29 protein-coding genes are annotated in these 25,315 nt (G+C 55.7%); all 29 read right to left on the bottom strand.

Annotation, left to right across the window (positions count from 1 at the left end):
- Positions 1-52: 52 nt before the first annotated feature.
- Positions 53-940, bottom strand: coding sequence for a translation elongation factor Ts (gene tsf, locus G3578_RS02485; RefSeq protein WP_165208261.1), 888 nt, complete (start codon positions 938-940; stop codon positions 53-55).
- Positions 941-1,106: 166 nt separating this feature from the next.
- Positions 1,107-1,814, bottom strand: a complete 708-nt coding sequence (rpsB, locus tag G3578_RS02480; RefSeq protein WP_165208259.1) for a 30S ribosomal protein S2 — start codon at positions 1,812-1,814, stop codon at positions 1,107-1,109.
- 355 nt (positions 1,815-2,169) lie between these two features.
- On the bottom strand, positions 2,170-2,778 hold the full coding sequence (locus tag G3578_RS02475; RefSeq protein ID WP_165208257.1) for a hypothetical protein: 609 nt from the start codon (positions 2,776-2,778) through the stop codon (positions 2,170-2,172).
- Complete coding sequence (locus tag G3578_RS02470) at positions 2,771-3,280, bottom strand: DUF6115 domain-containing protein (protein WP_165208255.1); 510 nt, start codon at positions 3,278-3,280, stop codon at positions 2,771-2,773. The genes G3578_RS02475 and G3578_RS02470 overlap by 8 nt, the downstream gene beginning before the upstream one ends.
- An 18-nt stretch (positions 3,281-3,298) precedes the next feature.
- On the bottom strand, positions 3,299-3,625 hold the full coding sequence (locus G3578_RS02465; protein ID WP_165208253.1) for a hypothetical protein: 327 nt from the start codon (positions 3,623-3,625) through the stop codon (positions 3,299-3,301).
- Between the two features lie 19 nt (positions 3,626-3,644).
- Positions 3,645-5,051 carry a DUF342 domain-containing protein gene (locus G3578_RS02460; protein ID WP_165208251.1) on the bottom strand — a complete coding sequence of 469 codons (1,407 nt, stop codon included), beginning with the start codon at positions 5,049-5,051 and terminating at the stop codon, positions 3,645-3,647.
- Positions 5,052-5,108: 57 nt separating this feature from the next.
- Positions 5,109-5,897 carry a FliA/WhiG family RNA polymerase sigma factor gene (locus G3578_RS02455; RefSeq protein ID WP_165208249.1) on the bottom strand — a complete coding sequence of 263 codons (789 nt, stop codon included), beginning with the start codon at positions 5,895-5,897 and terminating at the stop codon, positions 5,109-5,111.
- Between the two features lie 17 nt (positions 5,898-5,914).
- Positions 5,915-6,289 carry a hypothetical protein gene (locus G3578_RS02450; RefSeq protein WP_165208247.1) on the bottom strand — a complete coding sequence of 125 codons (375 nt, stop codon included), beginning with the start codon at positions 6,287-6,289 and terminating at the stop codon, positions 5,915-5,917.
- A 3-nt stretch (positions 6,290-6,292) separates the two neighbouring features.
- Positions 6,293-6,778, bottom strand: coding sequence for a chemotaxis protein CheD (locus tag G3578_RS02445; RefSeq protein WP_165208245.1), 486 nt, complete (start codon positions 6,776-6,778; stop codon positions 6,293-6,295).
- A complete protein-coding gene (locus tag G3578_RS02440) occupies positions 6,765-7,400 on the bottom strand; it encodes a chemotaxis protein CheC (RefSeq protein WP_165208243.1) in 636 nt (211 codons plus the stop codon). The genes G3578_RS02445 and G3578_RS02440 overlap by 14 nt, the downstream gene beginning before the upstream one ends.
- On the bottom strand, positions 7,393-7,881 hold the full coding sequence (locus tag G3578_RS02435) for a chemotaxis protein CheW (RefSeq protein WP_165208241.1): 489 nt from the start codon (positions 7,879-7,881) through the stop codon (positions 7,393-7,395). Before G3578_RS02435 ends, G3578_RS02440 begins: the two co-directional genes overlap by 8 nt.
- A gap of 13 nt (positions 7,882-7,894) precedes the next feature.
- Positions 7,895-9,940, bottom strand: a complete 2,046-nt coding sequence (locus G3578_RS02430; protein ID WP_165208239.1) for a chemotaxis protein CheA — start codon at positions 9,938-9,940, stop codon at positions 7,895-7,897.
- A 17-nt stretch (positions 9,941-9,957) separates the two neighbouring features.
- Entirely contained in the window at positions 9,958-11,052 is a 1,095-nt protein-coding gene (locus G3578_RS02425) for a protein-glutamate methylesterase/protein-glutamine glutaminase (protein ID WP_165208237.1), read from the bottom strand.
- 35 nt (positions 11,053-11,087) lie between these two features.
- Complete coding sequence (locus tag G3578_RS02420; RefSeq protein ID WP_165208235.1) at positions 11,088-11,954, bottom strand: MinD/ParA family protein; 867 nt, start codon at positions 11,952-11,954, stop codon at positions 11,088-11,090.
- Positions 11,947-13,272: a flagellar biosynthesis GTPase FlhF gene (gene flhF, locus G3578_RS02415; RefSeq protein WP_165208233.1), complete on the bottom strand. Its 1,326-nt coding sequence runs from the start codon at positions 13,270-13,272 to the stop codon at positions 11,947-11,949. Before flhF ends, G3578_RS02420 begins: the two co-directional genes overlap by 8 nt.
- Positions 13,272-15,254 carry a flagellar biosynthesis protein FlhA gene (gene flhA / locus G3578_RS02410; protein ID WP_241254430.1) on the bottom strand — a complete coding sequence of 661 codons (1,983 nt, stop codon included), beginning with the start codon at positions 15,252-15,254 and terminating at the stop codon, positions 13,272-13,274. The genes flhF and flhA overlap by 1 nt, the downstream gene beginning before the upstream one ends.
- Positions 15,255-15,423: 169 nt before the next feature.
- Entirely contained in the window at positions 15,424-16,521 is a 1,098-nt protein-coding gene (gene flhB / locus G3578_RS02405; RefSeq protein WP_165208229.1) for a flagellar biosynthesis protein FlhB, read from the bottom strand.
- Complete coding sequence (fliR, locus tag G3578_RS02400) at positions 16,518-17,300, bottom strand: flagellar biosynthetic protein FliR (protein WP_165208227.1); 783 nt, start codon at positions 17,298-17,300, stop codon at positions 16,518-16,520. Before fliR ends, flhB begins: the two co-directional genes overlap by 4 nt.
- Positions 17,301-17,303: 3 nt before the next feature.
- Positions 17,304-17,573, bottom strand: a complete 270-nt coding sequence (fliQ, locus tag G3578_RS02395; protein ID WP_165208225.1) for a flagellar biosynthesis protein FliQ — start codon at positions 17,571-17,573, stop codon at positions 17,304-17,306.
- Between the two features lie 36 nt (positions 17,574-17,609).
- Positions 17,610-18,368 carry a flagellar type III secretion system pore protein FliP gene (gene fliP / locus G3578_RS02390; protein WP_165208223.1) on the bottom strand — a complete coding sequence of 253 codons (759 nt, stop codon included), beginning with the start codon at positions 18,366-18,368 and terminating at the stop codon, positions 17,610-17,612.
- Positions 18,365-19,054 carry a flagellar biosynthetic protein FliO gene (locus tag G3578_RS02385; RefSeq protein WP_165208221.1) on the bottom strand — a complete coding sequence of 230 codons (690 nt, stop codon included), beginning with the start codon at positions 19,052-19,054 and terminating at the stop codon, positions 18,365-18,367. Before G3578_RS02385 ends, fliP begins: the two co-directional genes overlap by 4 nt.
- Before the next feature lie 2 nt (positions 19,055-19,056).
- Positions 19,057-19,419 carry a response regulator gene (locus G3578_RS02380; RefSeq protein ID WP_165208219.1) on the bottom strand — a complete coding sequence of 121 codons (363 nt, stop codon included), beginning with the start codon at positions 19,417-19,419 and terminating at the stop codon, positions 19,057-19,059.
- A 28-nt stretch (positions 19,420-19,447) separates the two neighbouring features.
- Positions 19,448-20,749, bottom strand: a complete 1,302-nt coding sequence (fliY, locus tag G3578_RS02375; RefSeq protein ID WP_165208217.1) for a flagellar motor switch phosphatase FliY — start codon at positions 20,747-20,749, stop codon at positions 19,448-19,450.
- Positions 20,742-21,737 carry a flagellar motor switch protein FliM gene (fliM, locus tag G3578_RS02370; protein WP_165208215.1) on the bottom strand — a complete coding sequence of 332 codons (996 nt, stop codon included), beginning with the start codon at positions 21,735-21,737 and terminating at the stop codon, positions 20,742-20,744. Before fliM ends, fliY begins: the two co-directional genes overlap by 8 nt.
- A 43-nt stretch (positions 21,738-21,780) precedes the next feature.
- Complete coding sequence (locus G3578_RS02365) at positions 21,781-22,239, bottom strand: flagellar basal body-associated FliL family protein (protein WP_165208213.1); 459 nt, start codon at positions 22,237-22,239, stop codon at positions 21,781-21,783.
- Positions 22,240-22,252: 13 nt separating this feature from the next.
- Complete coding sequence (locus G3578_RS02360; protein WP_165208211.1) at positions 22,253-22,474, bottom strand: flagellar FlbD family protein; 222 nt, start codon at positions 22,472-22,474, stop codon at positions 22,253-22,255.
- A gap of 81 nt (positions 22,475-22,555) precedes the next feature.
- Positions 22,556-23,380 (bottom strand): flagellar hook-basal body complex protein, encoded by an 825-nt coding sequence (locus G3578_RS02355; protein WP_165208209.1) that lies wholly within the window; start codon positions 23,378-23,380, stop codon positions 22,556-22,558.
- Positions 23,381-23,481: 101 nt separating this feature from the next.
- Positions 23,482-23,874, bottom strand: a complete 393-nt coding sequence (locus G3578_RS02350; protein WP_165208207.1) for a TIGR02530 family flagellar biosynthesis protein — start codon at positions 23,872-23,874, stop codon at positions 23,482-23,484.
- Positions 23,875-23,896: 22 nt separating this feature from the next.
- A complete protein-coding gene (locus tag G3578_RS02345; protein WP_165208205.1) occupies positions 23,897-25,288 on the bottom strand; it encodes a flagellar hook-length control protein FliK in 1,392 nt (463 codons plus the stop codon).
- Between the last annotated feature and the right edge of the window lie 27 nt (positions 25,289-25,315).

Raw genomic sequence — 25,315 nt, 5'->3', positions numbered from 1 at the left:
TCTTCTCTCTTTTTTTAAAAATAGGGAACACGCCGGTGTTCCCTATTGTTCGTTATTGCTTATTCACTTGCGCCATGACTTCCGCGGCAAAATCTTCCTGTTTCTTTTCGATGCCTTCGCCCACTTGGAAACGAACGAACGCTTTCAGCGTTGCGCCGGCATCTTTCAGCAGGGCAGCCACTTTCTTGTCCGGATCCTTGACGAACGGTTGTTCAACGAAGCAGTACTCTTCGTAGTATTTGCCGAGGCGGCCTTCCACCATCTTCTCCACGATGTTGGCCGGTTTGCCTTCCGCCAGCGCTTGGTTTTTCAATACTTCCCGTTCACGCTCGATCTCTTCGGCGGACACTTCGCTGCGATCGATGAAACGCGGGTTGGACGCTGCGGCATGCATGCCCAGGTCTTTCGCCAGGCTCTCGTCCTTGGTTCCTTCCAGCACCACGAGCACGCCGATTTTTCCGCCCATGTGCAGATAAGCGCCGAACACGCCATTGTCGGATTTCTCCAATACGGCGAAACGGCGGAGCGAAATGTTTTCCCCGATGGTGGCAATCTTTTCGCTGATCACGTGGGAGAGGGTTTCACCCGCACCCTTGAACGGCTGCTGGAGCGCTTCTTCCAGGGTGGCAGGGCGTTGGCTCACCACATGCTCCGCGATGTCTTTCACCAGTGCCTGGAACTCCGGATTCTTCGCCACGAAGTCGGTTTCGCAGTTTACTTCGACGATCGACGCGATGTTGCCTTGGATCGCCAGAGAGGTCAGTCCTTCTGCCGCAATGCGTCCGGCCTTCTTCGCCGCTTTGGCGATACCACGTTCGCGCAGAAGGTCAATCGCTTTTTCCATGTCGCCGTTGGTTTCTTCCAGTGCCTTTTTGCAATCCATCATACCGGCACCGGTTCTTTCACGCAGTTCTTTTACGGCTTGTGCACTGATTGCCATCGAATGGCCCTCCTTGATCATCTGAATTTTGGATGGTTCGGTCTATATTGCCAACGGTCCGGCTTGTGAAGAAACCCACCCGGCATCGCTGCCGCTGCGCCGGGCGGGGCCCTTAAAAAAGAGTGGACGGGGTTCTGAAACCCTCAGTCCACCCTCAGAACCGAACTTACGCAGTCGTCGTCGTTTGTTCGCCGCCTTGGCTGCCTTCCAGGAGAGCGTCCGCCATCTTGCTGGTCAGCAATTTGACGGCACGGATTGCATCGTCGTTCCCCGGGATGACGTAGTCCACTTCATCCGGATCGCAGTTGGTGTCCACGATCGCCACGATCGGGATGCCCAGCTTGCGCGCTTCTGCAACCGCGATGCGCTCTTTGCGCGGGTCGATCACAAACAGGGCGTCCGGCAATTTATCCATGTTCGCGATACCGCCCAGGAATTTCTCCAGGCGCTCCATCTCTTTGCGCAGGTTGATCACTTCTTTTTTCGGCAGTACGGAGAAGGTACCGTCCTCTTCCATACGCTTCAGTTCAGCGAGGCGTGCCGTACGCTTTTTGATGGTAGCGAAGTTGGTCAGCGTACCGCCCAGCCAGCGCTGGTTGATGTAGTAGTGGCCAGTGCGCTCCGCTTCTTCCTTTACGGATTCCTGCGCCTGTTTCTTGGTGCCGACAAACAGCATTTTGCCGCCTGCCGCAGCGAGATCGCGCACGAAGTTGTACGCTTCTTCCACTTTTTTGACCGTCTTTTGCAGGTCGATGATGTAGATACCGTTACGTTCGGTGAAAATATAGCGGGCCATTTTCGGATTCCAGCGGCGAGTTTGGTGACCGAAATGAACACCAGCCTCGAGCAGCTGTTTCATGGAGATTACCGCCATAATTTCACACCTCCTTCAGCATGGTTTTTTTGTGCCTACCTCCGCCGCCCGCATCTCCCGACAAGACTGCTGGAAGCAGCACCGTTGCCGGAATTGGTCGGCGTGCGAATTCAACACCGAAGAAAAATATAACACACAGGATTCGCAAATGCAAGAAACCAATAATATTTACCCAGCCGACTTAAGCTTACGCCGATGTCGGCGGGGGCCCCCGAATAATCACCCGCTGACGGAAGCTGGCACTCCACCCAACCGGCGGCAGCCGACGCTTTGCCGAGTGGGGGCCCTTGCCGGTGTCGGTTGGGGCCATCTTTCTCGCTTGCACGTTCCTTGCTGCCAGCAAAAAACCGCCCCATCAGCTTTTGGGCGGTGTCGTCAGCAGGCGGATCAGCTCATCCACCGGGATGCCTTTGGGAATCGTGTAGATTCCGCTGCGGATCCGGTTCAGCTTCTTCTGTTCGCGCAGCTTCTCCACAAAGGGGCTGTCCGGCGGCAGCACGCCAGCCTGCACCAGACCGCGAGCCACATCTGTGCTTGTCATCCCCGGCTTGACGGTAAAGCTGACCGTCGGCTTGGGTGCGGACGGCGCTGTGGGGGGCTGGCCTGTGGGCTTTAGCGGCTGAGAATGGGTCGCGGGTGCCTGTCCGGCGGGTTTTTGCGGTTGCGGAGCGGCCGGCGCCTGCGGCTGCGACGGCTCTGCGGCTGAGGGTAGCTGCACAGCGGGGGCTGTCGGCTGCCCGGGGGCGGACGGCGGCGTTACCGGCGCCTCGCTCTGCTTATGCTGCTGCCATTTTTCATACTCCTGTTTGGGTACGAGCACCATCTGATTTGCTTCCGCTGCGGCCTGCAGCTGCTCTTTGGTCAAGGAGAAGGCTGTCGGCCCCTGAGCGGGAAAGACCAGCATAAAACCGGCAGCAAACGCCACACCCGCTCCGAATCCGAACAATAGACTGCGCTTATCCATGGGTTGAACCTCTCTCATGGGGGGCCGCCAGCGACAGGATCAGTTCGATCTCCCCGCGCCCCGCCCCCAGTCGTTTCGCGATTTCTTCGATATGCAGCCCTTCCTGCTTCAATTCAAAGACACGCCTGTATCGCTCATGCAGCGCCAGCACATCTTCTTCCTCTGCTGCTGCCGCCTCTTCCCCCGCGTTCCCTCCGGACGGCGAAAAGCCAGGCATGGCGGCAAGCTTTTGTTCGGCCGCCTGAACCCTCTCTTCCAGGCGGGCGATCTGCTGTTGGAGAGACTGCTTGGATAGGCGCATCACGCCTGCAAGCTTTTCGTTCTCTTCTTTCACCTGTTTGACGAAGCGCTGCAGCGCCTTCTCCATCTCGGCCCGCTCCATCGGCTGGCTCATCATCGCCTGCTGGAGGTTCCCCTGTTCACCCTTCTCCTTCTTCATGAACAAGGCGATGGCGAGGATGAGCACGCCTGCCCCGAGGAGCAGGTAGATTGGTTGGTCCATATGTTTCACCTTTTCTCATCACAATGAAATGTCAATATGACGTCCGCGAATCGGATCGGGGATGCTGCCCTTGTCTCCCTGCGCCTTGCCTTCCGCTGCCTGTTTGTGCTCCCCGGCCGCACGCCGGTTCCGTTTTTTCTCCTTCTCCTGCTTGTCCTTGATCTGTCCCTTGTCCGTTTCGCTGATGTTGGTCGTCCGCTGCTGCATCTGGCGGTCCTGCTGATTGCGCGCATCGATCCCGTACTGATGCTCATGCATCTGTCTGTGCTGCTGCTGTTCTTGAATCCGTCCGACTTCCTGGGTTCGAGGCAATGCGACCTGCAGTTCGACATTTTTCAGGCTCATGGCCAAATCGCTCCCTTATTTAGAGAAGTGTGGCTGTTCTGATCTCACCGTCCAGCACCATAAAGCGGGTTCTGGACATCTCCTGATTGATAAAGCGAACCAGGCGGCCAAACACCAGCTTGATGCCGGGATACATCATGCTGTATACGTCTACAACCGCCGGCGACTCTCCGGCCAGCTGTTCCTCCACCTCTTTTCTGCGTTGCTCCAGCCGCTTCAGTTCCTTGTCCAGGATCAGACGGGTGTTGGTCAGCTTCAGCTGCAGGATTTTTTTCTCCTGAGACAATTCCCCGGTTGTCTGCAGGATCTGGTCAAGCACGCTCAGCCCCTGATCGGTCTTGCGCAGGTTTTCATGGATATTTTGCAACTCCTTGGTGATTTCGGCCATTTCTGCGCGCAGTTCCGGCTTCACGCCGACTTCCAGCGCGGTGGGGGTGGCGTTGGAGTTGCCGATCACCCGGGCCACGATCCGTTCCCCCGCCTGAATCGTGCCACCGATGATGATCCCTTTCGCGCCGTTGCACATCACGTCCCTGCCCGCCCTGACATGGGAAAACATGATGCTTTGCGACACCAGCACATCTCTGCCGGCGGTTACATTCCCGTTCTGGATAAACGAGGTGATCACATTCATGCCGGCGATGACGTGCCCCTTGTCCTGAGCGACGATGCCGTTCTTGATTTCCACGGAGCCCCCCGCTTCCAGCTCGGCTCCTTCCACGCTTCCCAGCACGCGAATGTCACCGGATGCCTTGATCCGAAAGCCGGTCGGGACACTGCCCCGGATCACCACCGTCCCGACAAAATCAATATTGCCGACGCCGAAGTCAACATCCCCCTTCACTTCATAAACAGGGAAAACGTTTACTTTTTCATGATCCGTAAAGGAGACTTGTCCATCGATCGCCGCATAAAGCAGGGTGCGATCCTGATTCAGCAGCACGTTTTTCCCGGGTTTGATGACAACTTCCTTCCCCTGCCTGGGAGCGATCGGTTCCCCTGTCACGGCCATTCCCGGTGTCCCCGGCTGGGCCGGGATTTTTTGGGCAAGGAGCTGTCCCTTCGTCACGTTGGCGATGGTCGTCACGGTATAATAATCGACGCGGCCGTCTTCCAGTTCTTTCGGTCTTACCTGGTCGGACATGTTTTCCAAAAAGGTATATTCGATGCGGGCGTCGGTGCCATCGATTGGCGGGATGCCAACCGCCACCTCCACGGGTTGGTTGACAAAAAGGTTCGGATTGTCACAGAGCTGGCGTATGGCGCTCTCGATAATGCCGTATGTAACACCGTTTCGCTGCAGGGCATCCCGTATCTCTTGTTCCTCGATGGAGATCTGTTTGGCATCCGTGTGCAGAATAATCTCGGCCGTCAGTTTGTCCTGGGAGATTTTCACTTCCAGTTTGTACATGTCATTCCCTTCCATCCTCTTTCCCCTCCCGATCATGTACGGGTCTTTTTCTATAATGGCTCTTCTCCACCCTTATAGCAATTGACTTTTCCAGCGAGTCAATGCGGAACGCAGTCGAAAGATCGCTTTGGAATGGAGCTGGGAAATACGGGAAGGCGAAAGATTCATCACGTCTGCGATTTCCGACAACGTCAGTTCTTCAAAGTAAAACAAGGAGACGACCAAACGCTCCTTTTCCGGCAGCTTGTCTATGCATTTGCTGAGTACTTCTTTCAAGCTTTTGGCTTCCGCAACCGACTCGGGACGGGGCGTCATTTCATCGACAATATAGGAGTGGCGAGCCGTTTTTTGCTCGTCTTCCTCGCCAACCGCTTCGTCAATGGACACCATGGCTGCCAGTGATGTATCGTAAAGAACCTGCTGAAGTTCTTTTTCTGTCATCCCCAAGTATTCACATACTTCCGCATCCGTCGGCGTTCGCAGTTTTTCCTGCTCCAGCCGGGTGTACGCTTCTTCGATTTTTTTGGCTTTGTCACGCACCGTCCGGGGAATCCAATCGTTTTCCCGCAATCCGTCAATCATGGCGCCGCGGATGCGCCACATCGCATAGGTCTCAAACTGCAGGCCGCGCGTATGATCAAATTTTTGCAGGGCATCCAGCAGACCGAAGCGGCCGAAACTGATTAAATCTTCTTTGTCAACCGTGGCCGGCAGTCCGATGGCCAGGCGGTTGGCAACCTTTGTCACCAGCGGAAGGAAACGCATGATCAGCTCGGTCTCGGCATCCTTGTTGCCTTCCTGCTTCCAGGATATCCACTTGTCAAATTCCTTCGCCTTTTCCTGATGGTTGAGTCGGGTCATGCGTCAATCACCAACCTTTAGTCGTCAGTAAACCGCCTGATCGTATTGGCAATGTTGATCGGATGGGTAGGTTCATCTGTTCGTTCGATTCGGGGGGCCACCAGGGGGGAGAACCCTTCCGCAGGGTCATCCGTCCGCTCTGCTGGCTCTCCCGTTGATTCATGCGGAGTGACCAGGTCAATCTGATGCGGAGTCCCCGTTTTTTCCGCCGCCTGCCTCGTGATGAGGGCTGCCAGCCAACGAATCAGATAGGCGAGGAGAAAAAACAAAAGAAAGGCGCATACGGCACGTTCAAGGGAAACGAGAAAAACGTTTCCTGAAAGTGCCGTTACCAGTGTCACCAAAAATGCGAATAGGCCTACTGCCAGATTGAAGGTATTCGTCCCAACCATATGTTATACTTCCTTAACCCCTTGATTTACCGTGCGTATCTGCAAAAGTCCGGTTTCTGCATCCATCTCAATGGTACGTCCGCAGTTTCCCCCCGTATCTTCTGCCACGATGGGGATGCCAGCCTGCTGCAGCGCGGCCTTACAGGCTTCGACATTTCTCGGCCCTATCCTCATGGTATCATGTCCGGAGAGGAAAGAAAACATCTGGGCGCCGCCCGCCATCTTCGCCACCAGATGGCGGACGGCAGCACCTGCGTGAACCATCTCCTTGATCAATTCGGGAATCGCCGTGTCCGCGTACTTGGCGATATTATAATCACTGCCCTTGGCGAGCGACGAATCCGGGAGCATCACATGGGCCATTCCGGCGATTTTCTTGGTTGCATCATACAGGACGACACCGACACATGACCCCAGGCCAGTCGTCCGCAAGCGATCCGGAGATTTGGCAATCCCTAAATCAGCCATCCCAATTTTAATAATTTCCATCGAGAGGAACTCCTAGTGCCGTAAATAATGTTTCCAGCGCATCCGGATCGGGAATCAGGAAAAAGTGGCCTTCCACCTCTTCATGACCTTCAAAGAACGCGGTATCGATGGTAAGCGCAAAATCCCCGGAATTGCCCAGTTCGATCAACCCATAGGAGAGGATCGCCCCCGCCATGTCAATGGCAAGCGCCGGGACGGATGGCTGCATGTTTAGCTTGGTAAAATCGGCGAGAGAAGAAAGATAGGATCCCGCCAAAATATTTCCGATCTCCTGCAAGGCGGACAGCTCCATCTCCGAGAGCGGCGCATCCTCTTCGGTACTTTCGCTTAGCCCCAATAATTGGCGGAGCAAATTGCGCGCAGACGGCAAATCGACAATGAAAAACATGTTGCCCGGACAATCGCCTTCGACACGGAGAAACACGGTGAGGACGATCGCTTCCGCCCCGCCGACAAAATCGGCGATCTCGTCGAAGGCAATGATTTTCACCTGCGGGACCTTCATATCCACGGCTTTCTGGATCATTTGGGACAAGGCTGTCGCGGCATGGGCGGCACCAATGTTGCCGATCTCCCGCAGCACATCGATCTGAAAATCGCCAAAGCGGTTAAAATCAGTCATGGTGTTTTCCCTCAAACGAATCCAGCTGCTTCATTTCTTCCGTGTTCAGGACTTTGTCCAGGTTCAAGAGGATCAAGAGACGCTTCTCCAATTTGGCGACGCCGCGCAGGTATGCGGCTTCCACACCGCCCACCACTTCCGGAGCGGGCTCGATGGCATCGGCCGGAATATCGATCACATCGTTGGCCGCATCCACGATCAGGCCGACCTCCAGTTCGCCAACCGCCACGATGATCACCCGGGTGGCGTCGGTATACGCGGCTTCATCCAGGCCGAACCGGCTGCGCAGGTCAATGATCGGCGTCACGACGCCGCGCAGATTGATTACCCCCTTGACGAATTTGGGCGTGCGCGGCACACGGGTGATATGATCCAGCTTCTCAATCGAGCGGACCTGATTCACCTCGACGCCGTACTCTTCATCTTTCAGGCGGAAAACGATGACCTTTACTTCCCCAACGATCTCTTTTTGTTCCAACATGTTGCAGCCCTCCTTATTTAATCAAAGCGTTGCAATCGATGATCAGCGCGACCTGTCCGTCTCCCAGGATCGTGGCGCCGGAAATGGCGAAGACGTTGACCAGATATTTACCCAGCGATTTCAAGACAATCTCCTGCTGTCCGATGAAGGAATCCACCACCAGACCGGCCATCTTTTCCCCTTTGCGGACGATCACAACGGCCACTTCGTCGTCGTTCCCCCTGCCGCTGTCCGGCACCTGGAAAATGTTTTTCAGGGAGACGAGCGGCACGACGCGGCCGCGGAAGTCGATCACTTTCTGACGGTGCGCCAGCATGATCTCCTCTTTGCGGAAGACGGCCGTTTCAATGATCGAACTCAGCGGCACCGCATACTTCTCGTTTTCCACCTGGACAAGCATGGCGGAGATGATGGAGAGCGTCAGCGGCAGTTGAATCAGGAACGTGGTGCCCTGTCCTCTCACGGAATCGACGCTGACACTGCCGCCCAGCGATTCGATTTTGTTCTTGACCACATCCAGCCCCACACCGCGGCCGGAGATATCGGTGATCACTTCCGCCGTGCTGAAACCGGAAGCGAACAGCAGGTCGTAAATCTGTTTATCGCTCAGGTTCTCCGCTGCTGCGGGGGTCACAAGGCCCCGTTCGATCGCCTTTTTCAGAACCCCTTCCTTGTTGATGCCGGCGCCGTCGTCTTTCACTTCGATGAAGACATGGTTGCCGCTGTGGTACGCTTTGAGCTGAACGGTCCCTTCCTCCGGTTTGCCAGCCTGCCGGCGGGCGGCCGGGGATTCGATGCCGTGGTCAATGGAGTTGCGCAGCAGATGTACCAGCGGGTCGCCGATCTCATCGATTACGGTGCGATCCAGTTCGGTTTCCGCGCCGTAAATCTCCAAATTGACTTTCTTGTTCAAGTCTTTCGCCAAATCGCGCACCATCCGCGGGAAGCGGTTGAACACCTGTTCCACCGGGACCATCCGCATGGTCAGGATAATGTTTTGCAGGTCGCCGCTGATCCGGCTCATATGCTCCACCGTTTCCGACAGATCGCTGCGGTCGATCTCCCGCGCAAGCTGTTCCAGACGTCCGCGGTCGATCACCAATTCGCTGAAAAGGTTCATCAAGATGTCCAGACGGTCAATATCGACGCGGATGGTTTTCCCGGCCGATCCTTTCTTGCCGGTGCCGCCGACCGGCGTATTCTCCGCCCGCTGTTTGGCTTCCGCCGTTTGAGCGGCCGCCGCCGTTTCCTGCGCTGCCTGCGGGGCGGCGGGCTGATGCTGCTTCAGTTCGATCGGTTCGACGATCACTTCTTGAATTTCGGAAATGTTTGCAATCATTGTGCGAATCGCGTCGGCCGGCTGCATCGTCACATATGCGATCTCAAAGGAACGGTCAAAACGCTCGTTTTCCAAATCTTCCACGGATGGCGTCGATTTGATGATATCCCCGACCGATTCAAGCTGGTCAAACACCATGTAAGCCCGTGCCGCCTTCAACAGGCAGCTTTCCTGCAGCGTGACCTTGATCCAGAAAAGATGATTGCCGGCGTCCTTGGATTGACGCATGACGGTCACCGCGTACTCGTCGAGATCATAATGCTTGCCCGGTTGCTCCGCAGCCGCCGCAGGGCCTGCCGCTTCCTGGACAGCAGCCTGCTCTTCCACGATGGCGGACAGGTCGCCGGCCACGATTGCCCGCAGCTTGCTGACCGGGGCGGATACATCGGCGGAACCGTCTCCGCCGTCGATGATGTTGTACAGCATGCCTTCGATCAGGTCGACGCTTTGGAAAATAACGTCCATGATATCGCTGTTGATTTTCAGTTTGTGGTTGCGAATCAAGTCAAGAACATTTTCCGTTTCATGGGTCAGGCTGGCCATATCCTCAAACCCCATCGTGGCCGCCATTCCTTTCAGGGTATGGGCGGAACGGAAGATCTCGTTTACGATCTGGATGTTTTCCGGTTGGCTTTCCAACAACAACAGGTTGTCGTTGATCGCTTGCAAATGCTCCTTTGACTCCTCGATAAACATGTCCAAATATTGATTCATGTCCATGTACTTCCACCTCCCAGTCAGTTCACAAGCTTGACCAGCGTTTCCGCTATTTTTTCCAGGGGGACCACATGATCCGCGAGCCCCGCCTGGATCGCAGCCCGCGGCATTCCAAACACGACACAGCTGGATTCATCTTCGACGATGCTGGTCACTTGATCGCAGTCTTTCATTTTTTTCAGGCCCTTAGTTCCATCATTTCCCATACCTGTCATGATAATTGCCCATTTTCTAAGGTTTGTCAATCGACAGACCGATTCAAACAAAACATCAACGGATGGGCGATGGCCGCCGCGAGGTTCCTCCTGGTGGAGATGCACCTTCAGCCTGTCGCCAGCCTGCCGCACCTCGAGATGATACCCGCCGGGCGCGATGTAAGCCGTACCCGCTTCGATCGGCTGCCCGTCTTCCGCTTCAACCACGCGGATGGCGCACAGGGCATCCAGACGCTGGGCCAGCGATTTGGTGAAACCGGGGGGCATATGCTGGACAATGACGATTGGGGCATCGAACCCTGCCGGAAGCGCCGTGAGAACGGTTTGCAGCGCCTTCGGTCCGCCGGTGGATGTTCCCACCGCAACAAGCTTTTGTTCTTTTCCTCCAACCGCTTGCGCTCCCCCGCTTGTCGATGGCGGACGCGCAGCCGGTATGGGCTTTTGCGGCAGAGTTCCCTCCTTTTTCAGGGGCGGCATCTGTAATTTTCGCTGCTTGCCTTTCGTTTGGGCCGCCTCTTTCACCTTTTCCCGAATACCGTCAGCCACCTTGTGGATGTCCAGCGATATGGGGCCGGACGGCTTGGTGACAAAATCAAACGCTCCTAATTCGAGCGCGCGGATGGTGGCATCCGCTCCCTCCTTTGTCAAGCTGCTCAGCATGACAACCGGCAGCGGATTCTCCCGCATCAATTGTTCCAGCGCTTCCAAACCGTTCATGAACGGCATCTCGATATCGAGGGTAATGACGTCCGGATTCAGTTCTTTTGCTTTTTCGATACACTCGAGTCCGTTTTTTGCTCGATCGATTACTTCGATGGCTGGATCCCCGTTCAGTATGTCGGAGATCACTTTCCGCATGAAGGCGGAGTCATCCACGACCAGAACCCGAATTTTCCTCATGCTGCGCCGCTCCCTTCAACGATTCTGGTGGAATCCTAGCGAATCAAATTCTTCATCTTTGACAAGAAACCCCGCAATCCCCCGCCATCGTTTTGCGGATTGCGGGCAGCGTTGTCCAGATATGCATCGACGAGCTCGCGTATGCCTTTGGCGGCTTGAGAGTTCGGATAGGAGAGAAAGAACGGTTTTTGCTGCTTGACCGCTTTCGATACCGATGCATCGTCGGGAATGTATCCCAACGTGCCGATTTCCATCCCGAGAAAACGCTTGGCAACCAGAGAGAGCTTGTCCGCCGTGTTTTTTCCTTCCTGCCTGGATCCGACACGGTTGATGATCAGCCGGATCCGTGCATGCGGATTCTTGGAATGAATCATTTTGATGACGGCATACGCATCGGTAATGGCCGTCGGTTCGGGTGTGGTGACCAGCAGCACCTCATCGGACGAAAGCATGAACCGAAGCGATTCATGGGAAATCCCCGCCCCCGTATCAAAAAACACCGTATCCGCGTACCCCTGGAGATGTTCCAGCCGGGAGAACAAGGTATCCAGCTTCTGGTCGTCAAACTGCAGGATCTGGGTAAAGCCGGAACCCCCGGCAATGAACTCCAAGCCGTTGGGCCCCTTCTCGAGAATATCCCAGATCGTGCGGTCCGGCTCCAGCAGATGGAGCAGATGCATTTTCGGGCTGATACCCATCAGGACATCCAGATTGGCCAGCCCCAGGTCAACATCAAAGATGACCACCTTCTGTCCCTTTTCCATCAATCCCAGCGCAAAATTGAGCGTAAAGTTTGACTTGCCTACGCCGCCTTTACCGCTCGTCACCGTCACCAGCCGGGTGGGACGCGTCTGGACGCTACGCTGCAAACGCTCTCGGAGTCGTGCCGCCTGATCATGCATACGTCTCGTCTCCTACAATCATATTGGTGACCTTCTCCGGGGTGGCCAGGATTATATCGTCCGGCACATTCTGACCGGTGGTGATGTACGAAAGGGAAAGGCCGTACTGCTTCACGATGTTCAAGATCGTTCCGTACGCACGGGTCTCATCCGCTTTCGTAAAAATGACCCGGGCATCGGGGATGTCGCAAAAATGGGCGGCGATGGCTTTCATGTCAGCGTACCTCGCCGTCAGGCTGAGCACCAGATAATGAACGCTGGCATCCCCGTAGGCAAGAAGCTCCTTGATCCCCGCCACATACTCGTCGTTGCGGTAGTTTCGACCGGCGGTATCGACCAGGACGAGGTCGCAATGTTTCAGCCTCTCCATGGCCTGCTCGATCTCTTTCGGGGAGAACACGACTTCCAGCGGCACGTTCAGGATATTGGCGTAGGTTTTCAACTGCTCGACCGCCGCGATTCGGTATGTATCCGACGTGATAAAGCCGACTTTTCGTTTTTCCTTCAGCATGCACTCCGCCGCCAGCTTGGCGATGGTGGTCGTTTTCCCGACGCCGGTCGGCCCGAAGAAGAAAGCGTATTTGGCGGAGCGCTCGATCCTCGCCGGCATGGAGCTCTTCTCCGTCAGCATGGCCTTCACGATCACTGCCGCCAGCTTGTGTGCGTCCTCGTCGGAGTACCGGGTAGGGTCCTCCATCCGTTTCAACAGTTCCGAGATGATCGAAGAGATCAGTTCGTCATCCACATCCTGCTGCTGCAGCCTGTTGCGCACCGCCAATACCGGCGCAGGCAGGTAGGACTCCTGTCCTTTCAGCAGCAGCTTGCGGAACATCTCCCGCATGTCCCGGAGCTCCCGGGCCAGTTCGTGCGGATCTTCCGCAGCCGCTTTCTTCTCGCCCGGCTTCGCAGTTGGGTGGGCGGATGGTGTTGCGATTGGTTGGATGGACGGTGCTGCGGTCGCCGCAGGAGCTGCCGGTCGATGCTGAGGACGGGTTTCTTCCGCCGTCTCCCGCCATGCAGCCAGCGGACGATCTGCCATGGCTGTACCGCTGGTTCTCTTGTATGCCTGCGCGGCAACATGGCCGTTTACCGGCGCCGGAGTCCGATCATGTTTGATCGCAGCGTCCGCCTTCTCTCGATCGGTTGCCTTTTGATCAACCGCCGCGATCACTTCGATTTGCTGTTTGCTGAACAACCCCAGGAAACCGCCTGTCTTGACCGGTTTGGTATTCAGGATGATCGCATCCTTGCCGAGTTCCTGCCTGATCTTCTCCAGTGCGTCCGGCATCGTGTCAACGATGTATCGCTTCACTCTCACTAGATGTTCACCATCCCTACACTTTGAACTTCAACATGGGGTTCCAATTCGCTGTAAGAGATGACGGGAATATCCGGCATCATTCTTTCCATGAGCTGCCGCAGATACATCCGGATCGCCGGAGACGCAAGAATGATCGGCTGTTGGCCAGCGCTCACCATTCGGTTAACCTGCTCGGTCAAATTTTCGTAGATCCGCTGCGATGTTTCCGGGTCGATGGCCAGATAGCTGCCGTGATCGGTCTGTTCGATTCTTTCCGAAATGGCCTTTTCCAGTCCCGGCCCGGCCGTAATCACGCGCAGCGGGGACCCGGGTTCGGTATACTGCAGCGTGATCTGCCTGGACAACCCCTGCCGCACATATTCGGTCAGCACGTCCGGATCTTTGGTGTATACCGCATGATCGGCCAGCGTTTCGAGAATGATGCTGAGGTTGCGGATGGAGATTTTTTCCTTGAGCAGTTTCTGCAGCACTTTCTGCACGTCGCCGATCGACAGCAGGTTGGGAATCAGCTCGTCCACAAGCACCGGCATGGTTTCCCGGATATTGTCGATAAGCGCGCGCGTTTCCTGACGACCCAGGAGTTCGTGTGCGTGGCGTTTGATAATCTCGGTAAGATGCGTCGCGACCACCGATGGCGGGTCGACAACCGTATAACCGGAAAGCTCGGCAATTTCCTTCTGTTCTTCTGTTACCCACAATGCCGGCAATCCAAACGCGGGCTCCGTCGTCGGAATGCCCACGACATGTTCGTCGTCAACGCCCGGGCTCATCGCCAGATAGTGATCCAGCATGATCTCCCCTTTGGCTACCTGGTTGCCCTTGATCTTGATGACATATTCATTGGGGCGCAGCTGAATGTTGTCCCGGATCCGGATCACCGGCACCACGATGCCTAGCTCCAGCGCACATTGGCGTCGGATCATGATCACCCGGTCAAGCAGGTCTCCTCCCTGTTTGACATCCGCGAGCGGGATCAGCCCGTAGCCAAACTCGAATTCGATCGGGTCCACCTGCAGCAGGCTGACCACGCTTTCGGGACTGCGCACCTCTTCGATCTGCTGCTCTTCCTCCTGATAGGCGGACTCTTCCATCTTGTTCTTTTGGTTCTTGGACATCTTCCATCCGGCGTAGGCGATAATGGCCGCAATGGGCAGCACGGGCAGCAGCGAGATCGGCGTCAAAAGCCCCAGCAAGGTGATCGCCGCCGCCACGATATAGAGAAGGCGCGGATTGTTGAACACCTGTTCCGAAATATCCTGTCCCAATCCGCCTTCGGAGGTTGCCCGGGTGACGATCATCCCCGTCGCGGTAGAGATCAGCAGCGCCGGAATCTGGCTGACCAGCGCATCCCCGATCGACATGGTGGTGAACTTGGACAGCGCATCCTTGAAATTCATGTCGTGGATCACCATGCCGATGATGAACCCGCCGATGATATTCACCACGAAGATGATGATGCCGGCGATCGCATCCCCCTTGACGAATTTGCTGGCACCATCCATCGCTCCGTAAAAGTCCGCTTCCCGCTCGATTTTCTGCCGGCGGGCCCGCGCTTCCGCCTCATTGATCAACCCGGCGTTCAGATCGGCATCGATACTCATCTGTTTCCCGGGCATCGCATCGAGCGTAAAACGCGCTGCCACCTCAGCGACGCGCTCCGAACCCTTCGTGATCACAATAAATTGAATGATGACCAGAATCAGGAAAACAACAAAGCCGACGACCTGATTTCCTCCCACCACAAAGTTGCCGAAAGCTTCGATCACACGTCCGCCTTCCGCATGGGAGAGGATATTCCGCGTCGTCGACACGTTCAATGCCAAGCGAAACAACGTCGTCACAAGCAACAGGGTCGGAAAGATGGAAAATTGCAGCGCTTCTTTCGTATTCATGGAGACGAGCAAGATGGTCAGGGATAAGGAAACGTTCATGATCAACAGCAAATCCAGCAATGCCGTCGGCAGCGGAATAACCATCATCACGACGATGCTGATCACAAACAGAATGACGCCAAGCTCTTTGAATCTCACTGCGCCTCCTCCTTTCGAAAAGCGATAAGCATTTACATGAGTTTGTGACCCGGTTTCGCTGCGTGGAGAAGGTTCGGAGCCCCGTCCGGCTCAGCGACAGCGGCAGCCGGGTGGGGGTTTACCTCACTTTCCCTTGCAGCTTGTACACGTAAGCGAGCACTTCGGCTACCGCCTTGAACAGCTCTTCGGGAATTTGCTGCCCAATCTCCACCTGACTATAGAGAGCCCTCGCCAAGGGCTTGTTTTCCATGGTTACAATGCCGTGTTTCCTGGCAATTTCTCTGATCTTCAAGGCGATGTAATCCTGCCCTTTCGCTATGACCGTAGGGGCCGACATGGTACTGGCCTCGTACCTGATCGCCACGGCGTAGTGGGTCGGGTTGGTGATGATCACATCCGCCTTGGGGATCTCCTGCATCATCCGGCGCATCGCCATCTGACGCTGCCGCTCTCTGATCTTGCTTTTGATCAGCGGGTCCCCTTCCGTCTTCTTGTATTCATCTTTGATGTCCTGTTTGGACATGCGCAAGCTTTTTTCGTACTCGTAACGCTGGTACAAATAATCGAAAGCAGCCAGCAGGATGAGCAGTGCGCCCACGTAGAGGCCGACTTTGACGGTTTCATGCGCGACAAACGCCAGGACGCCGTTTAACGAAGTGAGCGACAGTTTGATCAGCTGATCCTTGGCGTCCCACAGGAGCGTATAGGCAACCAGGATTCCGGCCGCCATCTTGAAAAGCGATTTCAGCAGTTCCACCAGGGAGCGCAGAGTGAAGAGACGCTTCGCACCCTGGATCGGATTCAGCTTCTCCAGCTTGATCTGCAGGGGTTCGGTGGTGAACAGCACCCCTACCTGCGCGTAGTTGGTGGCGAGGGCAATCACGATGCTCACCGCCAATACCGGCCCCACGATCTTGGCTGATTCCACCGTCAGCTGCGAGGCGATCACGCGGAGATTCTCCTGGGTGACGTCCCAGCGCAGATAGGTGGACAGCGATTCGCGCATGATCCGCAGAAAAGTGTCGTACATGGATGATCCCAGCATCATCAACAAAAAGAAGACTCCCGTCAAGGTAATGGCTGGCGAAAGCTCGGTGCTTTTCGCCACCTGCCCTTTCCTTCGGGCATCCTGCTTCTTGCGAGGGGTGGCTTTTTCCGTTTTTTCTCCGTTGAAGTACTGCAAATCGAGCGGAAACCGAAGCTTCAGCCCATTCATGAGGAGCCCCCCAGCAGCGTCATCATTTTGGCCATCGCCTGAAACATTTGGTCAAACAAGCCGCTCAGGATCAGAAAGAAAGCCGGCATGACCACAATCAGCATCAAAAAACTGGCAATCATTTTGATCGGCAAGCCGACCACAAAAATATTAAATTGCGGCACCGTTTTGGCGATAATACCAAGAGAAAGATCTACGAGAAAAAGGGCCGCAACGATGGGGGCCGCCATCAGCAGCGCGCCCGCGAACATGTTGCTGAATACCTTCAGCACATGCAGGAAAACCTTCTCGTCGCCCAGGGGAATCCAGAGGCGGTCAACCGGCACAGCCTGATAGCTGGCGAGCATTCCCCGGATCAGCATGTGGTGGCCGTTGATCGAGAGGAAATAGAGCGTAGCCAGTATGCTTTTAAACGTCCCCGTGATCGGGACATAAACGCCCGTTCGCGGGTCAATGATATTGGCCATCGCAAAACCCATCTGCAGATCCATCAGCCCGCCCGCGATCTGAATCGTATGAAAAACCATCTCGCAAACCAACCCGAGCAGCAGTCCGATCAGCGCTTCCTTGACGGCGTAGACGATAAACAGCAGATCCATCGGAATCGTGTGTTTCACCGGCACATACGAAAAGCTGATCAGGGCGAGCAAAACGGCCAGCCCAATCTTCACCTGATTGGGAATCCCCCGCGTGGAAAAAATGGGTGCCGTCAAAAAGAACGAGGCCATTCTGACCAACACCAGCAAAAAGACGGGCAAATAGAGAAAGATCGCGTCCATCGCCTATCCCACAAACCGGTGCAAATTGCCGAAAATATTCATCGCGAATTCAACGACCACGCGCATCATCCACGGCCCCACCACGAGCAGGGTCACCAGAACGGCAACGATTTTCGGGATAAAGGCAAGCGTCTGTTCCTGAATTTGCGTCGTCGCTTGAAATACGCTGACCAGCAAGCCGACGAGCAAGCCGGCTCCCAGTGCGGGTGCCGTTACCAACAGGATGGTGTAGACAGAGCCTTGGGCGATCTGCATCAACAGTTCCTGCGTCATGCTTGTCCTCCCTCCTCTTTCTTGCGGCCCGCCATGCTAAAAGCTTGCAAGCAGCGACTTGACGATCAAATACCAGCCGTCCACCATGATAAACAGCAAAATCTTGAACGGCAGCGAGATCATGACAGGCGGCAGCATCATCATCCCCATCCCCATCAGGATGCTGGAGACGATCATGTCGATGACGAGAAAAGGCACAAAGATCATGAAGCCGATTTGAAACGCTGTCTTCAGCTCGCTGATCACATAGGCCGGCACCAGTGCGGACAGCGGGATATCCTGCACCGTCTTGGGTTTCTCCGCTTTTGTGTAGGCGAGAAAAAGCGCCAGGTCTTTCTGGCGGGTCTGCTTCGCCATGAACTCTTTGAGCGGAACGGCAGCCGCCGCGAGCGCCTGCTGCTGGTTCATCTTGCCCTGGAGAAAGGGCTGTACCGCCGTCTCGTTCATCTTGGCAAAGGTGGGTGCCATGACAAAAAACGTCATGAACAGGGCCAGGCCAATCAATACCTGATTGGGCGGCATTTGCTGGGTTCCCAAGGCATTCCGGGTGAAGGAGAGAACAACCACGATCCGCGTAAAACAGGTCATCAGCAGGAGAATGGCGGGTGCCACCGAGAGCACCGTCAGAATCAGCAGCAGCTGTACGACGGTGGAGGTTTCTTGCGGACTGCCCGTCCCTGCTCCGATCTTCAGATCCACGCTGGGAATAACGGGGGGCGTTGGCGCCGCAGAAGCCGCGGTCGGCAGCAACAGCACCAAAAGGAACATCAGCATGAGTGGAAAACTTTTCCTCATGGCTGTCCCCCTCTCTTGCCATCGCTGTTCCACTGCTCCGGCCTGACGGAACTCTCCCGATTCACTTCGTCCCACTGCCGCTCCAGGAGGTCTGCAAACGTATCATCGGGATTCGCTTGCCGGATCGCGGCCGCCATGCTCTCTTCCTGCCGGTTGCCTCGCAGGAACGGCAGCCAGCTCGGCAAGATGCCCGGAGTGCTCTTGATTTCCGCTTCCGCCAGCAGCAAATCCAACTCATCGCCCGGCGGGATGTGGCGGATCAGCTGAATGGTATCGCCGACCCCCAGAATGTAAAGCGAGTCGCCGATCATCACCATCTGGATGGTTTTCCCGTTGCCAACCGGCAAACTGCTGACAATCCGCATCGGGCCGTTTTCTTGCAGGCCCATTTTCCGGTTCGCCAGGAAACGCAGCAGGAGATAAATCAGGATGATGACCAATCCCAAGGAAAAGAACACCTGCAGGAGCAGCGTCCACCCGCTGGGGGGTTCTTCGCCGCCGAGTGCGGCAGCGTTGTTGGTCGTTGCAGCAGTGCCGCCGTCTGTCTGCTGGGCGGGGGATTGGTTGTGGAGCGCATCCCAGGCTGACGGCTCATTGGCATGTACGCAGGCAGGAAACAAGCCAGCCAGCAGCAGGAAGCCCAAGCAGATCCTGACCAGCTTGGCTCCGGCTTTGAAGGTGCTCATGATCAGCCCAGGGTCTTTTTGATCGCTTCAATGACGCGATCGGCTTGGAATGGTTTTACAATGAAATCTTTCGCCCCTGCTTGAATCGCATCGATTACCATGGCCTGCTGCCCCATCGCCGAACACATGATGATACGCGCATTCGGGTCGATCTTTCTGATTTCTTTCAACGCCGTAATCCCATCCATCTCCGGCATCGTGATATCCATCGTCACCAGATCCGGCCCCAACTCCTTGTATTTCTCGACCGCCTGAGCTCCGTCGCTGGCTTCGCCGACAACGGTATAGCCGTTCTTCGTCAGAATCTCTTTAATCATCATTCTCATGAAGGCAGCGTCGTCTACGATTAATACTTTGTTTGCCATGGTATAGTCCTCCTTAGGTTAGTGAATATTACTGTAGTTTCTGAACGCGATCCCACTGACTGATAATATCCGTCACACGCACGCCGAAGTTCTCGTCGATGACCACGACTTCGCCTTTGGCGATCAGTTTGTTGTTGACGAGGATGTCCACCGGCTCACCGGCAAGCTTGTCCAGCTGGATGATGGAGCCCGCAGACAGCTCGAGGATTTCCTTGATCACTTTCTTGGTACGTCCCAGTTCAACCGTTACCTGCAGCGGGATGTCAAGCAGCAGGTTGAGGTTTTGTTCCTCTTCCAGCGGCAAGCGTCCGCCTCCCAGCGGCGAAAACTGGGCCGGCTGCACATTGGCCGATGGTTGAGCCGCAACGCTTCCCCCAATATGCTGGGGTACATGCGGCGCAGGCGGCTGTTGATAGTATGGCGGGTACGGATAGGGATAGGGTGGATACGGATAAGGCGGATAGCCACCCGGCTGCGGAGGTTGTCCGTATCCCGCATACCCCTCGACAGGCGGTTGCTGGGCTGGCGGCTGTTGGGCTGCCGCCGGCTGAGTCGGCTGCTGCGGCTGCGGTGCGGCGCTTGGCTGCGCTGCGGGTGCATCCTGTGCCGCCGCGCTCGTGTCAGACGACAACTCCCCTGAGGTTCCCGTGCCCATCAGCATATCGATCATTTGCTTGGCGAACGGAACCGGCAGCAGCTGCATGATCGAAGAGTCGATCAATTCGCCATGCTCCCCGACTTTCAGCCGGAAAGAGATCTTTACCAGATACTCTCCCGACAGGATATTGTGATCCTCTTTCGCCAGATCGATCAAATCGATGCCCGGCGGCGAAATGTTTACCAGCTGGTTGAAGATCGTGGACATGGAGGTGGCTGCCGAGCCCATCATCTGGTTCATCGCTTCCTGGACGGCGCTGATGTGAATGTCGGTCATCTCGGTCGATTCCGGTTTCCCGTTGCCCCCCATCATCAGATCGGCAATCACCGCAGCATCTTCCACCCGGACCACCAGCAGGTTGATGCCTTCAAACCCGTCTGTGTATTCCACGTGGATGACGAAATGCGGCCGCGGAAACTCTTCGTGCAGCTGGCTGCGTTTAATCAGGGAGACGGTCGGTGTGGTAATGTCCACCTTTTGATTCAGCAGTGTGGACAACGCCGTGGCGGCGCTGCCGAACGTGATGTTGCCGATCTCGCCCAGCGCATCCTGCTCAAACGGCGAGAGCAGACTGTCTACATTCATCTCGGGAGCTTCCTGCTCTTCCCCGACGAGATTGTTTGCACGCAGCAGCGCGTCGATCTCCTCCTGTGACAACATATCCCTACTCATAGTTTTCCTCCCCTTCCTCGAGGACTTCGTCAATCTGGACAGCGACGCGGCCTTTCAGCGTACCCGGCTGCCCCAGATACTTCAGGCGCTCCCCCACTTTGATCTTCAATTTGCTTTCGATCGATTGATCCAGTTGAATCACATCGCCCTTCGCCAGACTGAGGAACTCACCCACGGTAATCGTGGAGGTTCCCAATTCGGCGATGATGGGCAGCTTGGCTGTCTTGACATGTTCCTCGAGCCTGATTTTTTCATGCTCGTCCCTCGATTTCTTCTGTGTCGAGAACCAGTATTGACCGGACAGCTTCGGCATGATCGGTTCGATCACGACGTGCGGCAAACACAGGTTGATCATTCCGGTTGTATCACCGATTTTGGTACTGAACGAGATCACGGCAACGATTTCATTCGGGGAGACGATTTGCATAAACTGCGGGTTCATTTCCATGACTTCCAGGTACGGATCCAGCTCGATGATCTGTTTCCAGGCGTCATGAAAACTGTCCAGCGCCTTGCTGAAGACCTTCTCCATCACGGTCGTTTCAATCTCCGTGAGGGCCCCCATCTTGTCCGGTATCGACCCTTGCCCGCCCAGAAGACGGTCAAGCATCGCATAGGCGATATTGGGGTTGACCTCCATGACCATGCGGCCTTCCAGCGGCGGGGCTTCAAATATATTTAAAATCGTCATTTTCGGTATGGAGCGAATAAATTCGTCATATGGCAACTGGTCAACGGAAGCGACACTGATCTGTACGAAGGTGCGAAGCTGAGCTGAAAAGTATGTCGTCAACAATCGTGCATAGTTTTCATGGATGCGGGTCAGTCCGCGAATCTGATCCTTGGAAAAGCGAAGCGCCCGTTTGAAGTCGTACACTTTGACTTTTCGCTCAGTCTCTTCCTTTTTCAGCTCATTGGCATCCATTTCTCCCGATGAGAGAGCGGCCAGCAGCGCATCAATCTCACTCTGTGAGAGAACCTCGGCCATATACCGTCACCTCCCTGCCTATGTATCAATCTGTCCAAGGCTGTCAGGACAGCACTTTTTTGGTGGTAATCACCTGAACGATCTTGCCTTCTTGCATGATGGCACTTACTTCATTCATGATTTTCGCTTCCAGCTTGTTGATCCCTTCCGTTCCCTTGATATCATCCGGAGTCAGGCCAGCCAAGGTTTTGATGATGATCTGGTTGATCTGCGGCATGCGCTTTGTCAGCTCTTCCTTGCCATCCGCGCTGTCAGCGGTGATGCTGAAGCGAACGATGATGTAATTGTTGGTGAGCAGATTGGTCGTAATTTCGCCGGTGTCAACCGTATATTCCTGCATTTCGTCTGCGGATAACGGTTCGGCTTCCTTGGGTTCCTCATGGGCAGCGGTTTGAGCCGTGGGCGAAAGATAGGTCTGCCACAGGACAAACGAAACCACTCCCAGCAGGGTGATTGCGATTAAAATGATAAGAGCCATGTTAAACAATTTGTTCTGAAACATCGTACGCCTCCCGCTATTCGTTAAAATCATCGACAGGACGAGGAATGATCGCAGGCATGCCCGACTTCTGGTAAAAGGCGCTGATTCGTTCCGCCACATCGGCTGCCCTATCCTTTACGATGTACTTTTTGCCGTTGCTCAGCGTGATCACCGTATCCGGTGTTGCCTCAACCGTCTCGATATGCGTGATATTGAGAAAAAACCTGGTGCCGTTCAACCGGGTCAATTCAAGCATGGGTCCCACCCTTCATTTATGAATGGGCGGAAGAGGAGCGTGCGTCTCCTCTCCCGGCCGCATTCATTCCGTCATGAAAGCTTATCGTTTCAGATTGACCAGCTCTTCCAGCACGCTGTCCGATGTGGTGATGATGCGGGAGTTCGCTTGGAAGCCGCGCTGCGCCACGATCATTTCCGTAAACTCTTCCGACAGATCCACGTTGGACATTTCCAACTGGCCGGAGATGATGTTTACCTTCGCCTCATCAGCAGTAGGATCCAACGGTGTGGCCGGATCGCCGCCGACGGCCCCGGCGTTGTTGGTATATTCATAGAGCGAGTTCCCCACTTTTTTCAACGCTCCCGGGTTGTTGAACGTCATGACGCCAACCGTTGCAATCTCTTCCAATGTCCCGTCCGGTAAAACACCGATTACCTTTCCGTCTTTCCCAATGGAGTATGACGTATAATCTTCACGGGAGATCGTGATATCCCCGCCGCCCGCCGCCTGCAGTTTCAACCCTTGGGAGTTCACCAGCGTGCCGTTTGCATCGCGGGTGAAGTTGCCAGCGCGGGTGTAATACAGAGGGCCATCTGCGCCTGCACTGACGACGAAGAAAGCATCTCCCTCAATCGAGAGATCCGTCGGCAGGTTGGTGGTCATCGGGCTGCCTGCGGAGAAGGCCATCTCAATCGAACCTACCTGGGAGCCAAGGCCGACCTGCATCGGGTTGATCCCGCCCCTGCCGGTATCTTCGTTCGGAGCGGTGGCCCCTTGAATGTTTTGGCTGAGCACATCCTGGAACATCACGCGGCTTTTCTTGTAACCAACGGTATTGACGTTGGCGATGTTGTTGCCGATGACATCAAGCTTCGTCTGAAAGCCGCGCAACCCGGAAATGCCCGTATACAAGGAACGAATCATTCACAATTCCCCCTCACGTTTCGTAAATGCGGATTACGTCAATCGTTCGGTAATCCCGGGCTTCCTCATCGAGGGCCAGCCCGTTTGATCATCATGGGTCTTCACACGAAAATGGCGCTGTCTATGTTGGTGAACACATTCTCCTTCATATGCCCTTCGTCGACGGCGGTAATCACTTTGCGGTTCACGATGCTGATGACATAGGCGACATTGTCCATCATGACCAGCGATTCTTTCGCTCCTTTATCCGCCGCTTTCTGTACGGCTTGTTCCAACCTCGTCACATCGGCCGGAGCCAATGCGATTCCCCGCTCCTGCAAACGGTTCAGCGCATGCTGGCTGAACGTAAGAGGCCTGTGTTCCTTGTCCGCCTGTACCGTTTCCGTCAGCCACTGCTGAAACGGTTTCCGGACGGTTGGGGAAGCTTGCGGTTTCGCTGCATGATGCGGCTTTGGAGGAAAGTAGGCCTGACCCACACGAAATGATTGATTCATGGTGCCACTCCTCCCGACTCCCTTATACGGAATACTCGATGTTCAGCTTGCCTTGGAGCCGGTTCCACGCAGCTGCGGCGGATTCGATGCCGCCCACCAGCTTCTCAATGGAGAATTCAGCCTTTTCCTCGTCATGCTGCTTTTTCTGCTGCTGGTTTTGCTGCTGACGGGACTGTCCCCGCTCCTGCTGGAAGCCAAATTCCGGCTGGTGATGCTGCTGTTGGGTCACTTCCAGACGGTCGACCTGCAGACCTTGTTGAACGAGCGCCGCCCGCAGCTGTGACATCTGATTGTCCAGCATTTCTTTGCCGCTTGCCGTTTCCGCGGTGAAATGTGCCGTAATCACGCCGTTGTGCGCAATGATTTTGACATCCACGTGCCCGAGGTTTTGCGGATGCAGGGTAATTTTCGCTTCAGAAATGCCGCGGAAATTGCCCAGCTTCATCTGTTTCACCAGCAGCTCGCCCATCTCTTTGGCAAACTGGTCGGCATGGACAACATGGCCGTTGAAGCTGGCCGTCTGTTCGGTCGATACACCGGAAACCGCGCTGCCATTTCCGGGCCCTGCCGACAGGTGGAACAATGGGATCGGCTGTCCATCCGGCTGAACGGATTCCCCTGCTTGCGCCCCCTGAACCACCGGAACGTCAGCCGCCGGTCTCCACGCCGTCGAAGCAACCCCAGCTTCAGCCCGGTATACGGCCAGCGCCTGATTGAGACGCAGCGTGTGGGAAGACGGCTCGTTTTTCAACGCGCTTTGGTGGAAGGGTCGGCTGAACGGGTTGGATTGGACCGCCAGCTGTAAGCCGGACGGCTGCAGCGCCGTTCCTTTCACCGCCGTGGTTGTAGTCTCTCCCTTTTGCACCTCCACACCAAGCGACTCCAACAGTTGTTTGGCCTGTTGGGCTAGCGTGGCCGGTCCCGTTTGGGTATCGGGCACATCTTGTTTGGCCAGGGCAAGAAGCAGCTGCGTGAAGCTTTCCGCTTCATTTGGCGACAGCCCTTGCTGCATGAATGTAGTGATCAATGGCTGCAGATCGGTCCGTACGCCGGTTGCCGCCGCATTGTTCCCACCTGCCTGCGGATAGTTGGCAAGCAAGGATTGCAGAGTGGCAAGATCCTGCTCGGACCAAGCGTCGGTTTGCGGATCGGTCAGCTGCGGGAGCTGCTGACTGCCGCCAGCCAGCATCTGCTGCAGGACGGCGAGAAGATCAGCCAGCTTTTCCATGTCCTCCGGGTTCATGTCCAGCGCCACAGCAGGCAGCGCATCCATCGGCTGCATGCCCTGCAGGGCGCTGCCAAGTTCGAATGCGAACAATCCGCCAAGCGATACGGAAGCAGCCGGTGAGGCTTGTCCCATCGGCACTCCTGCCGCAGGGCCGATCGGCGCCAAGATCGGATTGGCTACATTCATTGCGTCACCTCCTCATGAAATGGGTTT

This window comes from Brevibacillus sp. SYP-B805, from assembly GCF_011059135.1.
GTDB lineage: Bacteria > Bacillota > Bacilli > Brevibacillales > Brevibacillaceae > Brevibacillus_F.
The sequence above is the reverse complement of the archived record's forward strand: the minus strand, read 5'-3'. Positions and strand labels throughout refer to the sequence as shown.